The 22,321-nt window shown below is 60.8% G+C and carries 15 protein-coding genes and 1 pseudogene; 6 read left to right on the forward strand and 10 right to left on the reverse strand.

The features are described 5' to 3' along the window. Nucleotides 1-23: 23 nt before the first annotated feature. A complete protein-coding gene (gene sigX / locus AC1Q6D_RS19345; RefSeq protein ID WP_075949123.1) occupies nt 24-614 on the forward strand; it encodes an RNA polymerase sigma factor SigX in 591 nt (196 codons plus the stop codon). 107 nt (nt 615-721) lie between these two features. After that, the gene (locus AC1Q6D_RS19350) at nt 722-1,771 is read left to right on the forward strand and encodes an OmpA family protein (protein ID WP_103402620.1); all 1,050 of its coding nucleotides are present in this window, start codon (nt 722-724) and stop codon (nt 1,769-1,771) included. 85 nt (nt 1,772-1,856) lie between these two features. Here the strand turns inward: AC1Q6D_RS19350 and cobA are convergent, their stop codons facing one another. The 7 genes and pseudogenes from cobA to AC1Q6D_RS19385 all read right to left on the reverse strand — a co-directional run bounded on the left by cobA (nt 1,857) and on the right by AC1Q6D_RS19385 (nt 11,828). Then, nucleotides 1,857-2,621 (reverse strand): uroporphyrinogen-III C-methyltransferase, encoded by a 765-nt coding sequence (gene cobA, locus AC1Q6D_RS19355; protein WP_103402621.1) that lies wholly within the window; start codon nt 2,619-2,621, stop codon nt 1,857-1,859. Between the two features lie 10 nt (nt 2,622-2,631). Further along, nucleotides 2,632-5,349: a nitrate reductase gene (locus AC1Q6D_RS19360; protein ID WP_103402622.1), complete on the reverse strand. Its 2,718-nt coding sequence runs from the start codon at nt 5,347-5,349 to the stop codon at nt 2,632-2,634. Between the two features lie 20 nt (nt 5,350-5,369). Then, nucleotides 5,370-6,605 (reverse strand): annotated as a pseudogene (locus tag AC1Q6D_RS19365) (NAD(P)/FAD-dependent oxidoreductase); the annotation flags it as partial. A 290-nt stretch (nt 6,606-6,895) separates the two neighbouring features. Then, nucleotides 6,896-8,563, reverse strand: coding sequence for a bifunctional protein-serine/threonine kinase/phosphatase (locus tag AC1Q6D_RS19370; protein ID WP_103402624.1), 1,668 nt, complete (start codon nt 8,561-8,563; stop codon nt 6,896-6,898). Nucleotides 8,564-8,570: 7 nt separating this feature from the next. Beyond that, complete coding sequence (locus AC1Q6D_RS19375; protein ID WP_103402625.1) at nt 8,571-9,782, reverse strand: nitrate/nitrite transporter; 1,212 nt, start codon at nt 9,780-9,782, stop codon at nt 8,571-8,573. A gap of 243 nt (nt 9,783-10,025) precedes the next feature. Next, the gene (locus AC1Q6D_RS19380) at nt 10,026-10,601 is read right to left on the reverse strand and encodes an ANTAR domain-containing response regulator (protein ID WP_103402626.1); all 576 of its coding nucleotides are present in this window, start codon (nt 10,599-10,601) and stop codon (nt 10,026-10,028) included. 15 nt (nt 10,602-10,616) lie between these two features. Next, nucleotides 10,617-11,828: a CmpA/NrtA family ABC transporter substrate-binding protein gene (locus tag AC1Q6D_RS19385; protein WP_103402627.1), complete on the reverse strand. Its 1,212-nt coding sequence runs from the start codon at nt 11,826-11,828 to the stop codon at nt 10,617-10,619. A gap of 228 nt (nt 11,829-12,056) precedes the next feature. Between AC1Q6D_RS19385 and AC1Q6D_RS19390 the strand changes: the two genes are divergently transcribed. Further along, nucleotides 12,057-13,076, forward strand: a complete 1,020-nt coding sequence (locus tag AC1Q6D_RS19390) for a quinone-dependent dihydroorotate dehydrogenase (protein WP_103402628.1) — start codon at nt 12,057-12,059, stop codon at nt 13,074-13,076. A 147-nt stretch (nt 13,077-13,223) separates the two neighbouring features. Here AC1Q6D_RS19390 and rmf read toward each other — a convergent pair whose 3' ends face one another. Then, on the reverse strand, nt 13,224-13,439 hold the full coding sequence (gene rmf, locus AC1Q6D_RS19395; RefSeq protein WP_003223300.1) for a ribosome modulation factor: 216 nt from the start codon (nt 13,437-13,439) through the stop codon (nt 13,224-13,226). A gap of 530 nt (nt 13,440-13,969) precedes the next feature. Here rmf and rlmKL point away from each other — a divergent pair. Both rlmKL and AC1Q6D_RS19405 read left to right on the forward strand, forming a co-directional pair. After that, the gene (rlmKL, locus tag AC1Q6D_RS19400) at nt 13,970-16,240 is read left to right on the forward strand and encodes a bifunctional 23S rRNA (guanine(2069)-N(7))-methyltransferase RlmK/23S rRNA (guanine(2445)-N(2))-methyltransferase RlmL (protein WP_103402629.1); all 2,271 of its coding nucleotides are present in this window, start codon (nt 13,970-13,972) and stop codon (nt 16,238-16,240) included. A 141-nt stretch (nt 16,241-16,381) separates the two neighbouring features. Then, on the forward strand, nt 16,382-18,793 hold the full coding sequence (locus AC1Q6D_RS19405) for a sensor domain-containing diguanylate cyclase (RefSeq protein ID WP_103402630.1): 2,412 nt from the start codon (nt 16,382-16,384) through the stop codon (nt 18,791-18,793). A gap of 112 nt (nt 18,794-18,905) precedes the next feature. Here AC1Q6D_RS19405 and dacB read toward each other — a convergent pair whose 3' ends face one another. Further along, nucleotides 18,906-20,366, reverse strand: coding sequence for a D-alanyl-D-alanine carboxypeptidase/D-alanyl-D-alanine endopeptidase (dacB, locus tag AC1Q6D_RS19410; protein ID WP_103402631.1), 1,461 nt, complete (start codon nt 20,364-20,366; stop codon nt 18,906-18,908). Nucleotides 20,367-20,599: 233 nt separating this feature from the next. Between dacB and AC1Q6D_RS19415 the strand changes: the two genes are divergently transcribed. Continuing rightward, the gene (locus AC1Q6D_RS19415; RefSeq protein WP_007896965.1) at nt 20,600-20,944 is read left to right on the forward strand and encodes a YggL family protein; all 345 of its coding nucleotides are present in this window, start codon (nt 20,600-20,602) and stop codon (nt 20,942-20,944) included. Between the two features lie 124 nt (nt 20,945-21,068). Here AC1Q6D_RS19415 and AC1Q6D_RS19420 read toward each other — a convergent pair whose 3' ends face one another. After that, complete coding sequence (locus tag AC1Q6D_RS19420) at nt 21,069-22,262, reverse strand: benzoate/H(+) symporter BenE family transporter (protein ID WP_103402632.1); 1,194 nt, start codon at nt 22,260-22,262, stop codon at nt 21,069-21,071. Between the last annotated feature and the right edge of the window lie 59 nt (nt 22,263-22,321).

Raw genomic sequence — 22,321 nt, forward strand, 5'->3', positions numbered from 1 at the left:
CCTGACTGTCGGCCCGACTTGTTTTGAATAAAGCCCAATCGCTATCCATGCGCTACGACCCCCGCGAGCTCTCTGATGAGGAGTTGGTCGCGCGCTCGCACACCGAGCTGTTTCACGTAACGCGCGCCTATGAAGAACTGATGCGGCGTTACCAACGAACATTATTTAACGTCTGCGCACGATATCTCGGGAACGATCGCGACGCAGACGATGTCTGTCAGGAAGTGATGTTGAAGGTGCTGTATGGCTTGAAGAATTTCGAGGGCAAATCGAAGTTCAAGACATGGCTATACAGCATCACTTACAACGAATGCATCACTCAGTATCGGAAAGAACGGCGAAAGCGTCGCTTGATGGACGCCTTGAGTCTCGACCCCCTCGAAGAAGCGTCTGAAGAAAAGGCGCCGAAACCGGAGGAAAAGGGTGGACTCGATCGCTGGCTGGTGTATGTGAACCCGATTGACCGCGAAATTCTGGTGCTACGATTTGTCGCAGAGCTGGAGTTTCAGGAGATCGCAGACATCATGCACATGGGTTTGAGTGCAACAAAAATGCGGTACAAACGCGCTCTAGACAAATTACGTGAGAAATTTGCAGGTATTGCTGAAACTTAGTTCGGCGCAAATATCTCTTACGTGTAGGCAAGTTCTGATAGACTTGCCGCCGAGTTGTCCCCCGGTTTGCGGGACTGCTTCACAATCACCAGATGGGGATTTAACGGATGAAACTGAAAAACACCTTGGGCTTGGCCATTGGTACTCTTATTGCCGCCACTTCGTTCGGCGCTCTGGCACAAGGCCAAGGCGCAGTTGAAGGCGAGCTCAACTACGGGAAAAAGTACAACGACAGCGTTAACAACGTTGAAGATGGCTACACTCCTGGCGCTTCCATCGGTTACTTCTTGACCGACGACGTGTCGTTGAACGCGACCTACAACGCAGATGACTACACCCGTTCGAACAACGGCACTGGCGGTCAGAAAATCAAAGGCGACCAGTTCGGTCTGAACGCTCAGTACCACTTCAACAACGCTGGCGACGCACTGCGTCCTTACGTTCAAGGTGGTGTTAAGCACGGCAGCATGACCAACGTAGCCGCTGACGGCCACACCGGTCGTGACCAGTCGACTTTCCTGACTGCAGGCGCCGGCGTTAAGTACTACTTCCTCGAGAACTTCTTCGCCCGTGCTGGCGTAGAAGCTGACTACAAGCTGGACAACGGCAAGTGGGACTACATCCCGTCCGTAGGTCTGGGTGTGAACTTCGGTGGCGGCTCCAAGCCTGCTGCTGCTCCAGTTCCAGCACCAGCTGAAGTCTGCTCCGACAGCGACAACGATGGCGTATGCGACAACGTTGACAAGTGCCCTGACACCCCAGCCAACGTAACCGTTGACGCTGATGGTTGCCCAGCAGTTGCTGAAGTGGTTCGTGTTGAGCTGGACGTGAAATTCGACTTCGACAAGTCGGTAGTCAAGCCTAACAGCTACGGCGACATCAAAAACCTGGCTGACTTCATGAAGCAGTACCCATCCACCACCACTACTGTTGAAGGTCACACTGACAACGTCGGTCCTGACGCTTACAACCAGAAACTGTCCGAGCGTCGTGCAAACGCCGTTAAGCAAGTTCTGACCAACCAGTACGGTGTTCAACCGTCCCGCGTTCAGTCTGTTGGCTACGGCGAATCTCGCCCAGTTGCTGACAACAAAACTGAAGCTGGCCGTGCAGTTAACCGTCGCGTAGAAGCGCAGGTTGAAGCTCAAGCTAAGTAATTAGCCCGCAGCTCTGAGAAAAGCCCGGCTCAGGCCGGGCTTTTCTTTGTCTGCGATTTGATGAAACAAGTGGCAATCCGGCAGATCAGGCGTTTTGATCGGCCACCATCGCGGGCAAGCCACGCTCCCACTGAGAAGACATTGCACAGGCCGCCACGGTGCCGATGACCAGAATGGCCGGGCTCTTGAGCTGGAAGGCGCCGGCATCTTCCTCCATCGCCGACAGGTCACTCCGACACTCCCGTTGGTGGGGCAGGGATGCGTTTTCAATCATCGCCACTGGCGTATCCGTCGCCATTCCACCGGCCAGCAACTGTTCGCGGATTTCGCCGAGCTTGGCCACCCCCATGTAGATCACCAGGGTTGTTCCGCTTTGGGCCAGCGCCTGCCAGTTCAGACGACTGCCGTCCTGGGTATGGGCAGTGACCAGCGTCACGCCGCGCGCGACACCGCGCAGGGTCAGCGGAATAGCGCATTGTGTCGCGCCCGCGAGTCCGGCCGTGATGCCATTGACCAATTCAACCTCCACCCCACGTTCACGCAACCACGCCGCCTCTTCGCCGCCGCGCCCGAAAATGCAGGGATCGCCGCCCTTGAGCCGCACCACGCATTTGCCCTGGCGCGCGTAACGCAGCATCAGTCGATGAATGAACGCCTGCGGGGTAGAGCGACATCCGCCGCGTTTGCCCACGGGGATGATGTGCGCGCCGACGCAATGCTCCAATACTGCGTCATTTACCAGGTCATCGATCAGCACGACATCGGCCTCTCTCAATGCCCGAACGGCCTTGAGGGTCAGCAATTCCGGATCGCCAGGTCCTGCGCCTACCAGCCAGACTTTTGCGTTCATAGTGTTTTCCTCACGAGGTGACCGCGACCGGTCGCGCCTTGGCGACCAGCAAACGCTTGATTTCCGGGACGCACGAGCCGCATTGCGTACCGCAGCCCAATTCTTGTTTCAGACCCTGCAAGTCCAATCCCCGGGCGATACCGGCGCAAACCGCGCTTTGGCTGACGTTCTTGCAATTGCACAGGGTTTTGTCACCGGTCGCCGACGCGCCTGCCTGACCTGGTGGCGCGCTGAGCGGCGCCAGTAACCAGCGCCGAAGTTGTTCGTCGGTACGACCTTCCCGCCAAAGATTCAGCAGCCAGTGTTGGGCGAGGGTTTCCCCAGCCAGGCGAATGGCGGTAATTCGGCCGTGGTCGATACGGACCCGCTTGCCTATGGAGCGCAGCGGGTCGTCGTAGGCCAACACCGGACCTTCATGCAGTCCCATGTGTTGATCGATATCCCGGAGCCATTGCGGGTCCGGTGCTGTGGCGCTGGCAGCGCGTATAAGCAACGCTGGGCGTTCACGGCCTGTCAGGCTGAGGCTTGCGTAGGAAAACGTCTCACAGAGGGGGCGTAGCGTCTCAAAATGCTGTTGTACATCGCCCTCGATCAGTGCGAACAGTCTCCAGGGCAACTGAACCGGCTCCAGGCGCACGCCACTGTGCTTGAGTTCGGGTTGCTTCGACAGCGGATCAAAGGCGGGGAGGGTGAGACTGTTCACGCCGCCCTTGAGAAAGCGATCGCCCCAATGCATGGGCAAAAACGCCTGACCGGGACGCACGTTGTCGTCGCTGCTGACCGGCACAATCACCTCGCCGCGCCGGCTTTTCAGGCTGACAAGGTCGCCTGGTTCCAGGTCATGTTGGCGCAGCTCTTGCGGATGCAGGCTCAAGACCGCTTCGCCCACGTGGCCGAACAGTTGCGCAGCGGTGCCGGTGCGACTCATGCCATGCCATTGATCACGCAAGCGACCGGTGATCAGGGTCAGCGGGAAGTGTGCATCGCGTTGCTCCTGGGCGGCGCGGAAAGGCTCGGCGATGAATTGTGCGCGACCGTTGGCGGTCGGGAAGACGCCGTCGCCGTACAGGCGTGCGGTGCCTTCGCTGGCATTCGCGGGGAAGGGCCATTGCTGCGGGCCGATCCGATCGATCAGGCCATGGCTGATGCCGGACAAATCCAGGTCTCGCCCGCGAGTCAGTTGTTTGAATTCATCGAAGAGCTGCGCCGGGGCTTCAAAGGCAAACAGGCTGGGTTGTCCGGGGCGTAGATTTTTTTCCAGGCGCTGTGCGAAATCTACGGTGATCGCCCAATCGGGCCGCGCTTCACCGGGTGCGACGATGGCCTGGCGGACGTGGGAAATGCGTCGTTCGGAGTTGGTCACCAGGCCGTCTTTTTCGCCCCAACTGGCGGCAGGTAGCAACAGGTCGGCGAATGCGGCGGTTTCGGTGGTGCGAAACGCTTCCTGCAACACCACGAACGGACAGGTTTGCAATGCAGCGCGCACGGCGTTCTGGTCCGGCATCGATTGCGCCGGGTTGGTGCAGGCGATCCACAGCGCCTTGATCTTGCCGCTGCGCACTTGCTCGAACAGTTCGATGGCAGTCAGCCCGGTATTGGCCGGGAGCTGTTCGACGCCCCAGTAAGCGGCCACTTCAGCGCGGTGTTCGGCATTGGCGGCTTCACGATGCCCGGGCAACAGGTTCGACAGACTGCCGGTTTCCCGACCGCCCATGGCATTGGGCTGACCGGTCAGGGAGAAAGGTCCTGCGCCGGGGCGGCCAATTTGTCCGGTGGCCAGATGCAGATTGATCAGCGCGCTGTTTTTGGCGCTGCCAGCGGTCGACTGATTCAACCCCATGCACCACAGGGACAGAAAACGCTCAGAGGTACCGACCCATTCGGCGCACTGGCGCAGCTGTTCGACGCTGATCCCACACAGCTGCGCAACCATCGAAGGCGTGTAGTCGTGTACCAGATGCTTGAGTTCCGTCAGACCTTGGGTGTGCGCTTTGATGAAGTCGTGGTCGACCCGGTTTTCCCACAGCAGTAAGTGCAAAATCCCATGGAACAAAGCGACATCGGTTCCCGGCAGAATCGCCAGATGCAGGTCAGCCAAATCACAGGTATCGGTGCGGCGCGGGTCGATGACGATGATTTTCATCTGCGGGCGGCGGGATTTGGCCTCCTCCAGGCGACGAAACAGCACCGGATGGGCGTAGGCCATATTGCTGCCGACGATCATCACGCAATCGCTGGATTCCAGGTCTTCGTAGCTGCAGGGCGGTGCGTCGGCGCCGAGGCTGCGTTTGTAGCCCACCACCGCTGAAGACATGCACAGCCGTGAATTGCTGTCGATGTTGTTGGTGCCCACCAGCGCTCGCGCCAGTTTGTTGAAGGCGTAGTAATCCTCCGTGAGCAACTGTCCGGAAATGTAGAACGCAACACTGTCCGGGCCATGTTCGGCGATGGTGCGGGCAAACACGCTGGCGGCGTGATCGAGGGCGGTGTCCCAGTCGGTGCGACTGCGGGCCAGGCCTTTGCCCAGGCGCAGTTCGGGATACAACGCTCGCGCGCTCAGGTCGCCGGTCAAATGCAGGGTCGAGCCCTTGCTGCACAGTTTGCCGAAGTTGGCCGGATGGGCTGGATCGCCGCTGACGCCGAGGATGCGCTCGCCGTCGTGCTCGATCAGCACGCCGCAGCCGACCCCGCAGTAACAACAGGTGGACGCAGTGATCTGGCGGTTCATCAGGCGACTTCCCGTGTCGTTCCGGCGTCACCCAAGGCCTGTTCCAGGGTAAAGGAATGGCCGAACATCAGTTGATCGCGGATTTCGCCGATGACCTGATGCTCGAGGATTTGCCGAAAGTACCAGCCGCCGTCGGCCGTATCGCCGTACAGGCAGGCCCCGACCAGTACGTCGTCCTTGATTACCAGCTTTTTGTAGACGCCACTGATGGGGTCGGTGAGGGTGATGGTTTCGGTGCCTTCACCGCCCATGTAGTCACCGGCGGAAAACAGGTCGATGCCGGTGACTTTCAATTTGGTCGAGGTCACCGAGCCCTTGTAAGTGGCGAAACCCAGTTGTGCGAGGTGATTGGCGCAGACCTTGGCCTGGTCGAACAGCGGTGCAACCAGCCCATAGGCGATGCCGCGATGGCTGGCGCATTCGCCAATGGCGTAGACCCGTGGGTCGTAGGTTTGCAGGGTATCGTTGACCAGAATCCCGCGGCCGCAAGGGAGGCCGGATTGTTCCGCGAGTTCGATGTTGGGGCGGATTCCGGCAGCCATCACCACCAGATCGGCGGGAATGATGTCGCCGTTCTTGAACTCGACTGAGCCGACCCGGCCATTGCCGGCATCGTGCAACGCCTGGGTTTGCTCGCAGAGACGAAAGTGCAGGCCGCGGGCCTCCAGGGCATTTTGCAGTAACTGACCGCTGGTCTTGTCCAGTTGCCGATCCAGCAACCATTTGCCGAGGTGCACGACGGTGACGTGCATGCCGCGCAGCATCAGCCCGTTGGCAGCTTCCAGCCCCAGCAGCCCGCCACCGATGACCACCGCGTGTTTATGGGTTTTGGCGGTGTCGATCATGACCTGGGTGTCGGCAATGTCGCGGTAGCCGATTACGCCCTGCAGCGTGTTGCCGGGAATCGGCAGGATGAACGGGCTGGAGCCGGTGGCGATCAACAGGCGATCGTATTCGGCCACGGTGCCGTCTTCGGCAATGACCCGGCGTCTGACCCGGTCGATTTCCACGGCTCTGCGGTTGAGCAGCAACTTGATGTCGTTTTCCAGGTACCAGTCCAGGTCGTTGAGTACGATCTCTTCGAAGGTCTGCTCGCCAGCCAGCACCGGCGACAGCAGGATGCGGTTGTAGTTGGTATGGGGTTCGGCACCGAAGACCGTGATGTCGTACAGCTCGTTGCTCAGTTTCAGCAGTTCTTCAAGGGTACGAACGCCGGCCATGCCATTGCCGATCATCACCAGTTTGAGCTTTTTCATCAGGTTCTCCGGGGAACAACGACCCGCCTCATCAGGCTTTCCAGGTCGTGCTCGACAATTTCGCGCAAACAAAAAAAGGCGTCCCGCCAGTTGCCTGACGGGGACGCCTTTGTCCGGTCCCGTTCTCTCGGGAAGCGCAGTCTTCGTCGTTGAAGCCTGCACGTTATGTGTGATGGGAAGGCTAATGCAGTGGTTGTGCCAAGTCGGTCAAGTCCGTGGTTCGCGGTGTCTGCGCGCGCCCGCCCTGGGCAAACGGCGTTTTATTGCACCGAATCAACGCGCGGCGCCCACTAATGGAGCGCCAACACCAGCAGCACCAGATTCGCCACCAGCGACATCAGCGCCAGGGTCCGCCACACCTTCAACGGCTCGCGCTCCAGTAACGGTTTGGGGCGCACGCTCAAACTGCGGCGCTCGCCCTGTTCCATCAGCAATAACCACTCTTCCGACGTTTCAAAGCGTTGATCCGGATCCGCCGCTACCGCGCGTTCCAGGGTTTGCATCAGCCATTCCGGGAGGTCGGGGCGATAGCGGCTGGCATTCACCGGAACGCCGAACCGTGGGCGTTGGAACGCTTCGATTTCGCCGTAGGGAAAATGCCCGGTGAGCAGGACATACAGGGTCACGCCGACCGAGTACAAATCCTGTTGCGCGCTCGGCGGGTCGCCGCGAAACGCTTCTGGCGCAATGTAGCTGGGGGTTCCGGGCAGCGCAGAGGGCTCGTCGAGGGACAAGCCGGGGCAATAGGCGAGCCCGAAATCGAGCAGCCGTAACTCGCCGTCGTCCCCCAGCAGCAGGTTCTCCGGTTTGATATCGCGGTGCAGTATCTGCCGCCGATGCAGCATACCCACCGCTCGCAACAGGCGTTCGGCCAGGTCTTGCCATTGGGCCAGCGGCAGCGGCCCGACTTGCTCATGCAGCTGGGCCAGGGTCGATCCTGAATATTCGCGCATCACGTAGTACAAATGCTGACGCTGACTGGCGGCATGCACTTCGGGGAAATGACGCCCGGCTACACGCTTGAGAAACCATTCTTCCGACAACAACGCTTGCCCGGCCGGATGATCGTCGCGCAGGTGAGCGGGCAGGGTTTTCAGCAGCCAGGCCTGTCGCTGACTGTCACGCACGCGATAAAGCAGGGATTGCTGGCTCTGGCCGACGATCCCTTCGACTTGCCAGCCCTCGAATTCCTGGCCCGGTTTCAGTGCGGGCGGCAGCGGCCATTGCTGCAGTTGAATCAACGCATCGCCGATGCTGGTTTCACCCAGGGCATCGACCCGCACCAGCAAGGCGCTGGCATTGTCCTGGCTGCCGGCCAGGTGCGCGGCATTGACCAGGGTGTGTGCGGCGCTGTGCAGGTCCGGTTGGTCTCGCAGAATCGCGGCAATGGCCGTGTCACCCAGGACCGCCCAGACCCCGTCGCTGAGCAGCACAAAGCTTTCATCAAGGCGCAATTCGCCGTCGAGGAAGTCCAGCACCAGGTGCTGATCGAGCCCCATCGCTCGTTTGAGCACATGCTGCATGCCCGGTTGGTCCCAGACGTGATCCTCGCTGATGCGCTGCAATTGATCGGCATGCCAGCGATACACTCGGCAGTCGCCCACATGGGCCAGGGTGAAGCGCCGCCCGCGCATGACCAATGCGCTGACCGTGGTCAGCAGCGGTTGTCCACCGCCGTTGGCCTGCAGCCAGCGGTTCTGCGCCAGAAGCAGGCGATCCAGTGCCTGGGCGACGCCCCAGGTTTCCGGGGTGGCGTAATAATCCAGTGCCAGTGCCTGCAGGGTGGAACGAGCGGCCAACCCACCGTCGGCGCACTGGCTGACACCGTCGGCGATGGCGAACAGGTAACCCTTGCTCGCCGCCAGTGCCGGGGCCGGTGTGACCAGCCGCAACGCGTCCTGGTTTTCTTCGCGTGGGCCGATGGCGCTGGCTTCGGCGAAACTCAGTTGCAGGCTCATCGCCGGCTCAGACCCGTGCAGCGGTCACGGCAGCCGAACCCCAGGTGGTTCTCCAGCGACGTTTCACCCCGTGCAGGCCGAACCAGGCGAGGACGCCGAGGCTGGCGAACAACCACAGTGCCATTTGGTAGCTGCCGGTGCTTTGCTTGATCGCACCCATGCCGGCCGCCAGGGCAAAACCGCCGATGCCGCCGGCCATGCCGATCAGGCCGGTCATCACGCCGATTTCCCGACGAAAGCGCTGCGGCACCAACTGGAACACGGCGCCATTGCCCGCACCAAGGCCGAGCATGGTGCAGACGAAAAGTGCCAGCGCAGCGTAGGAACTCGGCAGGTTGAATCCGACGGCAGCAATGCAGATCGCGGCCACGGTGTACATCGCCAGCAGGGTGCGGATGCCGCCGAAACGGTCCGCCAGGGCACCGCCCAAGGGGCGCATCAGGCTGCCGCCGAACACGCAGGCGGCGGTGTAGTAGCCGGCCGTCACCGGGCTCAGGCCGTATTGATCGTTGAAATAGCCGGGCAGGGCACTGGCCAGGCCAATGAAGCCACCGAAGGTCACGCTGTAGAAAAACATGAACCACCAGCTGTCGCGGTCGCCCAGGGCCTTGAAGTAGTCGGCCATCGACTTGGCTTTCGGCCGTTCAGGCGCGTTTTTGGCCAGCCAGGCGAAAACGATCAACGACAGGATCAGTGGAATGAGGGCAAAGCCGAACACGTTGCTCCAGCCATACGCAGCCGCGAGAACCGGCGCAATCAACGCGGCGAACACCGTGCCCGAGTTACCGGCGCCGGCGATTCCCATGGCCTTGCCCTGATGCTGCGGCGGATACCATTGCGACGCCAGCGGCAGGGCCACGGCGAACGACGCACCGGCCATACCGAGGAACAGCCCCAGAACCAGGGCCTGCTCGTAGCTGTGGATGCCCAGTTTCCAGGCACCGAACAGGGCGCAAATGACGATCACCTGGCCAATCAGGCCAGCGGTTTTCGGCGACAGGCGATCAGCCAGCATGCCCATGATGAAGCGCAGTACCGCACCGGCCAGAATAGGCGTGGCCACCACCAGCCCTCGCTGTTGTGTGGTCAGGTGCAGGTCGGCGGCGATTTGCACGGCCAGTGGGCCAAGCAGGTACCACACCATGAAGCTCAAATCGAAATAGAGGAAGGCTGCGAACAGGGTCGGGGTATGGCCGGATTTCCAGAAGCTTGAATTCATCGCGCACCTCAGCTGATAGGAGTCTCGAACGGGAGTCATGCAGGTGGGGCGCCTTGAGGGCTGCACCACCCGCCCCGGGCAATGGGGCCAAAACAAAAAAAACGCCGCCACCTGATTCGCCATGGGGCAAATGAGGTGAGCGACGTCTTTGTCGTAGGTGGGGCAACCGCCGTTGGTTACCTGTGGGGATTACTTAGCGAGATCTGTGCCAATACCGTGAAACCGAGTGAGGGCAGCAGGGTTTCAGCCCAGCAGTTCACCCATGGCGATGATCTGCTCCGCCACCTGAATCAGCTTCTGCTGGCGGCTCATGGCCTGGCGGCGCATCAAGGTGTAGGCCTCTTCTTCGTTGCAGTCCTTCATTTTCATCAGCAGCCCTTTGGCCAACTCGATGCGCTTGCGCTCGGCGAGCTGTTGGTCGCGGGCGTGCAGTTGCGCGCGCAGGGCCTGGTCGCTTTCGAAGCGCGCCATGGCCACGTCGAGAATCGGCTGCAAGCGCTGAGCGTGAATGCCTTCGACGATGTAGGCACTGACCCCGGACTTGATCGCCTGGCGCATCACGTCCGGGTCGTGTTCGTCGGTGAACATCACGATCGGGCGTGGTTGGTCGCGACTGACCAGCACCACTTGCTCCATCACATCGCGGCCCGGTGACTCGGTATCGATCAGAATCACATCCGGACGCACCGTTTCGACGCGCCCGGGCAGGTCGATGGTCAATCCTGATTCGTCGATTACCTCGAAGCCGGCCTCGGTCAGTGCCGCCTTCAGGCGTCCGACTTTTTTTGCGGTGTCGTTGATCAGCAGAATACGCAACATGTTCGCAGTCTCCTGTCAGCGGTTGGCTAATCGATGCGAGCTATTGCTCATGGCGTGCAGCTTGAAACTGCGGGCATAACCGGCAGGGTCCGAGCCGTCCCAGACCTTGCCGTCGATCAACTGGCTGCTGCGCATCTCTTTGCCCAGTGCGGCGACGCCGACGGCGCAGGCGGCCTCACGATACAAGTCCAGTTGTTGCACCTGGCGGGCCACCGCCAGGTAATCCGGATCGTCGCGCAACAGGCCCCAGCGACGGAACTGGGTCATGAACCACATGCCATCGGACAGGTACGGCAGATTGACCTCGCCCCCACCGTGGAAGCGCAGGGCGTGCGGATCCTGCCAGCGATTGCCGAGACCGTCGTCGTAGTCGCCCAGCAAACGCGGCTCGATGCATTCGAGCGGCGCATCGAGGTATTGCGCGGCACTGAGCAATTGCGCGGTGCTGCGACGATTTTCAGTGCTTTCTTCGATAAAACGACTCGCCTGCAGAATCGCCATTACCAATGCGCGGGCGGTGTTCGGGTATTGCTCGACGAACGCGCGGGTGCAACCCAGGACTTTTTCCGGATGATCGGGCCAGATGGCCTGGGTGGTCGCCATCGTGAATCCAAGGTTCTGTTGCACCGCACTGGCCGACCAGGGCTCGCCGACGCAGAAACCGTCGATCCGTCCCGCTTGCAGGTGCGCAACCATTTGCGGCGGCGGCACCACTACGCTCTCGACGTCCTGCAACGGGTGAATGCCCTGGCTGGCGAGCCAGTAATACAGCCACATGGCGTGGGTGCCGGTGGGGAAGGTCTGGGCGAAGGTGAGTTTTGGGCGACTTTGGTGCACGTGCCGGTCCAGTGCTTCAGGACTGGTCACACCCAGCGCTTGCAGGCCGTGGGAGAGGTTGATGCTCTGGCCGTTCTGGTTCAGTCCCATCAGCACGGCCATGTCCGTTGGTGCTACACCGCCGATGCCCAGGTGCACGGCGTAGATCAGGCCATAGAGGCTGTGGGCGGCGTCGAGTTCACCACTGACCAGTTTGTCCCGCAGGTTGGCCCAGGATGACTGGCGCTTGAGGTTCAAGGTCAGGCCGTAAGGCTGGGCGAAGCCCTGGGTGGCGGCGACCACGACCGAGGCGCAGTCGCTCAGGGCCATGAAGCCGAGGTTGATTTCGGACTTTTCCGGGGCATCGCTGCCATTGACCCAGGCCAGCGGGCCGGCTGATGGTTCGTTCATCGCGTCTTCACCTTGCAAAAAAAGCGTCGTCCCGCGTCCTTGCACGCGCAAGGGCGGATGACGACGCCATTGTCCTGGCACTCATACCGCCGTTGGCATGGGTGCTGATGTCAGGATCGGTGCAAGGCATATGCCATCGTCCGTTGATTGAATCGCGCGCCTCGCCTGCGGGCCGCTTGCCCGGCTATAATCGCCGCCACTTTTCATAGCCCAGAGTCAAAGCCGCCCATGTACACCCTGGCCCGTCAGCTGTTGTTCAAACTTTCCCCGGAAACCTCCCACGATCTGTCCCTGGACCTGATCGGCGCAGGCGGGCGTCTGGGGCTCAACGGCTTGTTGTGCAAGGCCCCGGCGAAGGTGCCGGTGACGGTCATGGGCCTGGACTTTCCGAACCCGGTGGGACTGGCGGCCGGTCTGGACAAGAACGGCGCGGCCATCGACGGCTTTGCGCAGCTGGGTTTTGGCTTTGTCGAAATCGGCACCGTCACCCCGCGTCCACAACCGGGTAACCCCAAGCCACGTCTGTTCCGCCTGCCGGAAGCCGAGGCGATCATCAATCGCATGGGCTTCAACAACCTCGGCGTCGATCACCTGCTGGCCCGCGTTGCTGCGTCCAAGTACAAAGGTGTGCTGGGCATCAACATCGGCAAGAACTTCGATACTCCGGTCGAGCGCGCGGTCGACGATTACCTGATTTGCCTGGGCAAGGTTTACGCCCATGCCAGCTATGTGACGGTCAACGTCAGCTCGCCGAACACGCCGGGGCTGCGCAGCCTGCAATTCGGTGACTCGCTCAAGCAACTGCTGGCCGACCTGGCCACGCGTCGCGCGGAACTGGCGCTGCGCCACGGCAAACACGTGCCCCTGGCGATCAAGATCGCGCCGGACATGAGCGACGAAGAAACCGCGCAGGTCGCGCAAGCGTTGATCGATACCGGGATGGACGCGGTCATCGCCACCAACACCACCTTGAGCCGCATAGGCGTCGAAGGCATGGAGCATGGTGACGAGGCGGGTGGTTTGTCCGGTGCACCGGTTCGCGACAAGAGCACCCACACCGTGAAAGTACTGGCGGCCGAATTGGGTGGTCGTTTGCCGATCATCGCGGCGGGCGGCATCACCGAAGGCAAGCACGCGGCGGAAAAAATCACCGCAGGGGCGAGCCTGGTGCAGATTTACTCGGGCTTCATCTATAAAGGGCCGGCACTGATTCGTGAGTCGGTAGACGCCATCGCAGCCCTGCGTTAATCCCTGTGGGTATGCCGATGAGTTTTGAACCGACATAAAAAAGGGCTCCTTTAAGGAGCCCCTGGGCCGGAGCCCGCCGTCCGGATGGGACGTGCGTGGTTAATTGGTTGCGTAATCAGATTTTCGTGTCGGAGTGTGTGCCCTGTATTAGCCGACGGCGTGAAGTTCGTTGAGTCTGTGGATTCCCGCAGTGCCGGTCATACCGTCCCAGTTGTCGCCGCGTCCTTCTCGCCAGCCGTTGATCCAGGCTTGGCGTACCGACGGTAGAGTAAATGGGCAAAGCTCACGGGATTTGCCACCAACGCCATATTGATATCCGCGCAAAAACGCTCTTTCCAACGGATCACGCTTAAGTCTTCTCATAGGGTGTAGCCCTCACTTGTTGACTGTTTTCATCGCGTCGACCTCAATCGAGGTCAGGCAGAAAAACTCTGCCGTTGGGGGCTCGCTGCCGGCGTGGCGAGCCAAGGTGTTGGCGTCGTTGCGGCGCCAACCTGAGTTGAGTTCTAACCAATGCGTCACATCGAGGGAATGATCGTTTTGTCATAAGGACGTAACGATAAAGATGCTATGGCCATAAGTAACACGATGTTCGTCGCGTATTTATTGATCAAAGCCCTGTATGATCGGCCCCCCGCAGGATGCCGGGGTTAGTCCTTTGGTGAGAATGTCTCGCGTTGCAGTGCGGGATTATTCGACGAAGGGTCGACTTGTGACATTTTGTTGCATCAACTTTTTTATCTGTCCTTGCATCTAAGCTCATTTAACCCGAGCAGCAGGGGTGGAATGGCACACCTTCGTGCCACGCGGGCGCTCTTCGAGAAAAGCGCCTGATTGAAAACCGGGCAGGCAATGCGTTGCCGGCTCACTCAGCTAAAGGCTCTGGAACTCCCATGTCCGATCGTTTCGAACTCTTCCTCACTTGCCCCAAAGGCCTTGAAGGCCTGCTCATCGAGGAAGCCGTCGGGCTTGGCCTTGAGGACGCTCGTGAGCACACCTCTGCCGTGCGCGGCATGGCCACCATGGAAACCGCTTATCGCCTGTGCCTGTGGTCGCGCCTGGCGAACCGCGTGCTGCTGGTGCTCAAGCGTTTCCCGATGAAGGACGCCGAAGACCTCTATCACGGCGTGCTCGATATCGAGTGGCAAGACCACATGCTCAACGACGGCACCCTGGCCGTCGAGTTCAGCGGTCACGGCTCGGGCATCGACAACACTCACTTCGGTGCCTTGAAGGTCAAGGACGCCATCGTCGACAAACTGCGCACTCCGCAGGGTGATCGCCCGTCCATCGACAAGCTCAACCCGGACCTGCGCATCCACCTGCGCCTGGACCGTGGCGAAGCGATCCTCTCCCTCGACCTGTCCGGCCACAGCCTGCACCAGCGCGGCTACCGCCTGCAGCAGGGCGCGGCGCCGCTGAAGGAAAACCTTGCGGCCGCCATCCTGATCCGTTCCGGCTGGCCACGCATCGCGGCCGAAGGCGGCGCACTGGCTGACCCAATGTGCGGTGTCGGTACATTCCTTGTCGAAGCGGCAATGATCGCCGCCGACATGGCGCCGAACCTGCGCCGCGAGCAGTGGGGCTTCACCGCGTGGCTCGGCCACGTGCCGGCGTTGTGGAAAAAACTCCATGAAGAAGCCGTCGAGCGTGCGGCGGCCGGTCTGGCCAAGCCACCGCTGTGGATTCGCGGTTACGAAGCCGACCCGCGCCTGATTCAGCCGGGCCGCAACAACGTCGAGCGTGCCGGCCTGAGCGAGTGGATCAAGATCTACCAGGGCGAAGTCGCGACCTTCGAGCCGCGCCCGGACCAGAACCAGAAAGGCCTGGTGATCTGCAACCCACCGTACGGCGAGCGTCTGGGCGACGAGGCGAGCCTGCTCTACCTCTACCAGAACCTCGGCGAACGCCTGCGTCAGGCTTGCCTGAACTGGGAAGCGGCCGTGTTCACCGGCGCGCCGGACCTGGGCAAGCGCATGGGCATCCGCAGCCACAAGCAGTATTCGTTCTGGAACGGCGCCTTGCCGTGCAAATTGCTGCTGATCAAGGTATTGCCGGACCAGTTCGTCACCGGCGAGCGCCGCACTCCGGAACAGCGTCAGGCCGAGCGTGAGCAAGCGGTCTACGATCAGGCACCGACCGAGCCGCAAGAGCGCAAGTACAACAAAAACGGCAATCCGATCAAACCGGCTCCGGCACCTGCGCCGGTGATCGAGCAGCCGCGCCTGAGCGAAGGCGGGCAGATGTTTGCCAACCGCCTGCAAAAAAACCTCAAGGCGCTGGGCAAGTGGGTCAAGCGTGAGGGCATCGATTGCTACCGCGTCTACGATGCCGACATGCCGGAATACTCCATGGCCATCGACCTGTATCACGATTGGGTCCACGTTCAGGAATACGCCGCGCCGAAATCCATCGACCCGGAAAAGGCGTCGGCGCGCATGTTCGATGCCCTGGCGGCGATTCCGCAGGCCTTGAACATCGACAAGAGTCGCGTGGTGGTCAAGCGTCGCGAGCGTCAGAGCGGCACCAAACAGTACGAACGTCAGGCTGCGCAGGGCAAGTTCGTCGAGGTCAATGAAGGCGGTGTGAAGCTGCTGGTGAACCTGACCGATTACCTCGACACCGGCCTGTTCCTCGATCACCGGCCGATGCGCATGCGCATTCAGAAAGAGGCCGCCGGCAAGCGCTTCCTCAACCTGTTCTGCTACACCGCGACGGCCAGTGTTCATGCGGCCAAGGGCGGTGCGCGCAGCACCACCAGCGTTGATCTGTCGAAAACCTATCTGGACTGGGCGCGCCGCAACCTGTCGCTGAACGGTTTTTCCGACAAGAACCGCCTGGAGCAGGGCGATGTGATGGCCTGGCTGGAAAATGCTCGCGAAGAGTACGACCTGATCTTCATCGACCCGCCGACGTTCTCCAACTCCAAGCGCATGGAAGGGATCTTCGACGTGCAACGTGACCAGGTGCAGTTGATTGACCTGGCCATGGCACGTCTGGCGGCAGGCGGGGTGCTGTACTTCTCCAACAACTTCCGCAAGTTCGAGCTGGAACCCAACCTCAGCGAGCGTTATGCGGTCGAGGAAATCACCGCCCAGACCATCGATCCGGATTTTGCCCGTAACGGCAAGATCCATCGTGCCTGGAAAATCACGGCCCGCTGACACCGGGAAGATTGGATCCACAGAGCCTTGATTTTTAAAGGCTCTTGGATTCCTTCCGCACTGGTCAAATTAGTGGCTAATAGCTATAACTCCTCTCACGGCCAAAGGGCTTTCCTGCACCTGGCGTTTTGAGTTGCGTTTATGTCGTTGCACGCCGTGCGCCCAAAGATCCTGGGTTTTATCAGCGAAGACGTGTCGGCCTGGCTGGTCGCGCTGCTGGTATTGCTCGTCGGCGGGGTCCTCACCGGGTTGCTCGCCTGGTCGACCCTGAACCTGTTTCACCATCAACTGCGGCAACGTTTCCAACTGCTGGCCAGTGAGCGTTACAGCCGTATCGAAGAACGTTTTGAAGACCAGGAGCAGCGCCTCGATGGCCTGCGTCGGTTCTTTGCCAATTCCGATGCAATCTCCCGTGAAGAATTCAACGGCTATACACAGCCTCTGTTACGCCGTACCCAAGCCTATTCGTTCGCCGAACGCATCAGTGGTGATCAGCGGGCGGCGTTCGAGCGTCGGGTGCGGGATGAGGGCCTGACGAATTTCACCGTGCGTGAGCTCACCGCCGACGGCCAACTGCAACTGGCCGGGGAGCGTGATGAGTACGTGCCGGTACTGTACAGCCAGACACAAAGCAAACTTGGGTCGCCGCTTGGCTACGACTTGCTGGCCCAGCCCTTGCGGCGCGCAACCCTGGAGCGGGCCGACCAGCATCGGGGCATGGCGGTGTCGCAACCGATGCATCTGGTCAGTATCGAGCCGGCTTATGCGCGGGGCGTGCTGCTGGTCGCGCCTGTCATGTCGCGCGATGACCCCGATGCAGCGAAGAACAAGCCCTTTGGTTATGTCATGGCGGTGATCAGCATGCGCCAGTTGCTGGCCGACGGGTTGCCAGAGGCCGGGCGTGACTATCTCTCGGTGCGCATTCTCGACTTATCCACAGACGATCAGCACGAAGTGCTGTTTGAGTCACCCAATGCCCCGGCCCTCAGTGAACTGTCGTCGACTCGCCTGGTGCGCCTGGCGGATCATGATTATCAGGTCGATATCCAGCCCAGCGAGGCCTTCCTGCAGGCCAACCATTCGTCGGTGACCTCGTTGGTGGTGCTCGGCGGTTTGCTCAGTGTGTTGCTCAGTGCCTTGCTTTATGTGCTGGTCAGTCAACGTCAGCGCGCGTTGAAGCTGGTCGATCAGCGGACCGAGGAACTGCGCGCTCGCGAGCAGGAATTACGCGGCACCCACGGCCAGCTACGCGGCGTGTTGAACGCCGCGACCCAGGTAGCGATCATCGCCACGGACTTGCGTGGGGTCATCAGCACCTTCAATGCCGGCGCCGAACAGATGCTCGGCTACCGCGCTGCCGAAGTGGTGGGGCACATGACCCTGGAAAACCTGCACCTGCCCCGCGAGCTCGCTGCACGTTCGGCAGAGTTGAGCGCACGTTATGGCAAACCGGTGCCGACCTGCCAGGCGATGCTGGTCGAGGGCAGCGTGGAAGGCAGTGTGGAGGGCGGCCATGAAGGGCGGGAATGGACGCTGGTGCGTGGTGATGGCAGCTATTTGATGGTCAACATGCTGGCGACCCCGGTGCTCGACGAGCAGGGTTTGTGGGTCGGACACCTGGCCATTTGCATCGACATCACTGAACGCAAACGCGTGCATGAGGCGCTGGCCGCTCGCGACTTGCTGTTGAAGAAACTCAGCGCCCATGTCCCCGGCGGGATCTACCAGTTCAAGATGGAGTTCGACGGACGCTTCAGTGTGATTTACGCCAGCGACGGTATCCGCGAGATCTACGAGCTCGATCCGGACGTTCTGTTGCTCAACGCCGAAGCGATGTTCACGCGGATTCACCCCCAGGACACCACTCGGGTTCGTGCGTCGATACGCGCCTCTGCCGACACCCTCAGCCCCTGGCGTGAAGAGTACCGGGTGCAGCTTCCCCAGCGTGGCCTGCGCTGGGTGCGCGGCGAGGCGACCCCGGAGGAACTGCCCGGCGGTGGCGTACTCTGGCATGGCTATATCTCGGACATTTCCGATTTGAAACGGGTGGAGGAGGAGCTTCGGGCGCTGTCGGTCACCGACTCCCTGACCGGTATCCACAACCGCCGCTATTTCCAGGAACGCCTGACCAGCGAGATGGCCCGGGTCGAGCGCGGCAGTGGAGAACTTTCGGTGATCATGCTCGACATCGACCACTTCAAGCGTATCAATGACCAATATGGTCACGCGGTGGGCGACCGGGTATTGCAGGCCGTGTGCGAGCGCATCGGCCAGCGGCTGCGTCGCACGGATGTGTTCTGTCGACTGGGTGGCGAGGAGTTCATGGTGCTTTGCCCGGATATTGGCAGCGCACAGGCCTATTTGCTGGCGGTGGAGTTGTGGCAAAGCTTGCGCAGTGCACCGATCGATGGCGTGGGAGTCGTCACGGCGAGTTTCGGGATTGCCAGCTGGCGGGTGGGTGAGGGCGCGGATGCGCTGTTGCTGCGGGCGGACTCGGGGGTCTATGTGGCAAAGCTTGAAGGTCGGGATCGGGTGCAGGGCGAGGCGGACTGACCGACGCAATCCCTGTAGGAGCCAGCCTGCTGGCGATGGTGCATCAGCTACAGAGTTGTAGACTGACACACCATCGCCAGCAGGCTGGTTCCTACACGGGTTTTGCCGTGTCTTACAGAACCGAAGCGGTCTGCGCCACTTTCGGCTGGCGGTACAGGTCCAGCAGTACCTGATCGAGCACCGACGAGGCACCGAACGGAGCCTTGTCGTTGAGGATCGCCACCACCGCCCAGGTATTGCCATTGATATCGCGGCTGAAGCCGGCGATCGCGCGCACCGTGTTCAGGGTGCCGGTCTTGACGTGGGCTTCACCACGCATCGCGGTGGTTTTCAGGCGTTTGCGCATGGTGCCGTCGGTGCCGGCAATCGGCATCGAACTGATGTACTCGGCGGCGTAAGGGCTGTGCCACGCGGCTTGCAGCATTGACGCCATTTCCCGGGCGCTGACCCGCTCGGCGCGTGACAGACCGGAGCCGTTCTCCATCACCAGGTGCGGCGCGGTGATGCCTTTCCTCGCCAGCCACTGACGTACCACGCGCTGGGCAGCCTTGGCATCGTCGGCATCGGCGTCGGTGCGGAATTTCTGGCCCAGGCTCAGGAACAGCTGCTGAGCCATGGTGTTGTTACTGTATTTATTGATGTCGCGGATGATCTCCGCCAGGTCTGGCGAGAATGCCCGTGCCAGCACCTTGGCATCCTTGGGCGTTGGTGCCAGGACATCCCTGCCCTGAATGCTGCCACCCAGTTCTTTCCAGATCGCGCGCACGGCGCCAGCGGTGTAGGTCGCGTGATCGAGCAGCGACAGATAAGTCTGCGAGCTGCAGCCTTCGCCCAGTTGGCCACCCACGGTCACGGTCACGCTGCCATCGGCCTGGGGCACCGGGTTGTAGCGCACGCCGCCAGTGCATTGCTTGGAATTGATGGCCTTGACCTGATTGTCGATGCGGATGCTGGCAATTGGCGGTTCCACCGAAACCAGCACTTTGCCGGAGTCGTTGCGCGCGACGAATCGCAGGGCCTTGAGGTTGACCAGCAGCGCATCAGGCTTGACCAGGAATGGCTTGTTTTCGTCATTGCCGTCGTCGTTGAACTCTGGCAGTTGCGGTTGCACGAAAAAGTTCTTGTCCAGCACCAGGTCGCCGGTGACCTGGGTGACGCCATTGGCGCGCAGGTCGCGCATCAGCAGCCAGAGTTTTTCCATGTTCAGCTTCGGATCGCCGCCACCCTTGAGGTAGAGGTTGCCATTGAGGATGCCGCCGCTGAGGGTGCCGTCAGTGTAGAACTCGGTTTTCCACTGATGGTTCGGGCCGAGCATTTCCAGGGCCGCGTAGGTGGTGACCAGCTTCATGGTCGAGGCCGGGTTGACCGACACATCGGCGTTGAAAACGGTCGGGGTGCCGGGGCCGGTCAGTGGAATCATCACCAGCGACAGGGCGTTGTCCTGCAATTTGCTGGCCTTTAGGGCTTTTTCAACGTTGGGCGATAACGCGGTATTGATGGGATCAGCGGAAACAGGGAGGGCCAGGGGAAGGAGAAGGCCGGCCAGCAGTAATGGACGCAACGATTTGATCATTTGAAATAAAACCCTACAGCCGAGGGGAAAAGACGAGGGCATGAAGATAAATTCCCTCAGTGGTCATGAAAGTGTCGGCATTATGCCCCAAGGTGTCGTGGCTTGTGCCGTGCCTGACCCTTCTAATCCGCTATTTTTTTACCGGGCGGTAGGGCTGGCGCCGTTCAGAGGCGAGTAATCGGCCGCTTAAACTGCTAAAGTGCCGCCCGTTATTACTTAAGAGGATTGTTCCAATGGCGACTAACCGTTCCCAGCGTCTGCGCAAAAAACTGTGCGTCGATGAATTTCAAGAGCTGGGTTTCGAACTGAACCTGGATTTCAAAGAAGATTTGGCTGATGAAGCCATTGATGCTTTCCTCGACGCGTTCCTCAAAGAAGCCATGGAAGCCAACGGTCTTGGCTATGTTGGCGGCGACGACTTCGGTCTGGTATGCCTGCAGAAGCGTGGCTCGGTGTCCGAAGAGCAGCGTGCTGCTGTTGAAGCCTGGCTGAAAGGCCGCAGTGAACTGACCGAAGCGACTGTCAGCCCGCTGATCGACGTCTGGTACCCGGAAAAGCCGATCAATCCGGTAGCTTGATGTTCAGAAAAACGGCGACCCATGGGTCGCCGTTTTTTTTGTAAGAGTCGCGATGACCTGAAAGCTTCGCGGGGCGTCATGTTTCCAGCGTTATTGTTGACGACCATCGCGAGCAAGCTCGCTCCTACAGGGCCTTGCGCCAGTTCAGAATCATCAGCGTCACCACCCCCGCGACAATCCCCCAAAATGCCGAGCCAATGGAAAACAGCGTCAGCCCCGATGCCGTGACCATGAAGGTGATCAGTGCCGCCTCCCGTTCCTTGACCTCACTCATGGCGATGCTCAGACCATTGATGATCGAGCCGAACAGCGCCAGCGCGGCAATCGACAGCACCAGTTCCTTGGGCAATGCGGCAAACAGGGCGGCCAGCGTCGCACCGAACACCCCGGCGATCCCGTAGAAAACCCCGCACCAAACGGCTGCCGTGTAGCGCTTGTTGCGGTCCTCATGGGCGTGTGGCCCGGTGCAGATCGCTGCGCTGATGGCGGCGAGGTTGATCCCGTGGGAGCCGAAGGGCGCCAGCAGCAAGGAAGCGATGCCAGTGGTGGTGATCAGCGGTGAGGCCGGCACGGTGTAGCCGTCGGCGCGCAGTACGGCGATGCCGGGCATGTTCTGCGAGGTCATTGCCACGACGAACAGCGGAATGCCGATGCTGATGGTTGCCGCCAGGGAAAAGTGCGGGGTGGTCCAGACCGGCGTCGCCACTTCCAGGTGGAATCCGCTGAAATCCAGCAACCCCATCAACCCCGACAACGCAGTACCGATCAGCAGCGCGGCCAACACGGCATAACGGGGCGACAGGCGCTTAACCACCAGATAGGTGAAGAACATGCCCAGCACCAGCGCCGTGCGATGCTGCGCGGCGACGAAAATCTCGCTGCCGATCTTGAACAGAATCCCGGCCAGCAACGCGGCGGCCAACGACGCCGGGATCTTTTTCACCAGGCGCTCGAAGCTGCCGGTCAGCCCGCAAATCGTCACCAGTACCGCGCAGGTTATGTAGGCACCAATGGCTTCGCCATAGCTCACGCCGCCAAGGCTGGTGATCAGCAACGCCGCCCCGGGGGTCGACCAGGCGATGGTAATCGGCGTGCGATAGCGCAGGGACAGACCGATGGAACACACCGCCATGCCGATGGAAATCGCCCAGATCCACGACGAAATCTGCCCGCTGGTCAGGCCGGCCGCTTGCCCGGCCTGGAACATCAGCACCAGGGAGCTGGTATAGCCGGTCATCATGGCGATGAAACCGGCGACGATGGCCGAAGGCGATGTATCGGCCCATGGGCGCAGTTGCGTGTGTGTGGCGTCGTTCATGACGGTGGTGTTCCCTGTTCTGATAAAGATGTCCGCCACACCACAATTCCCTTGTGGGA

It is taken from the genome of Pseudomonas sp. MT92, from assembly GCF_058792515.1.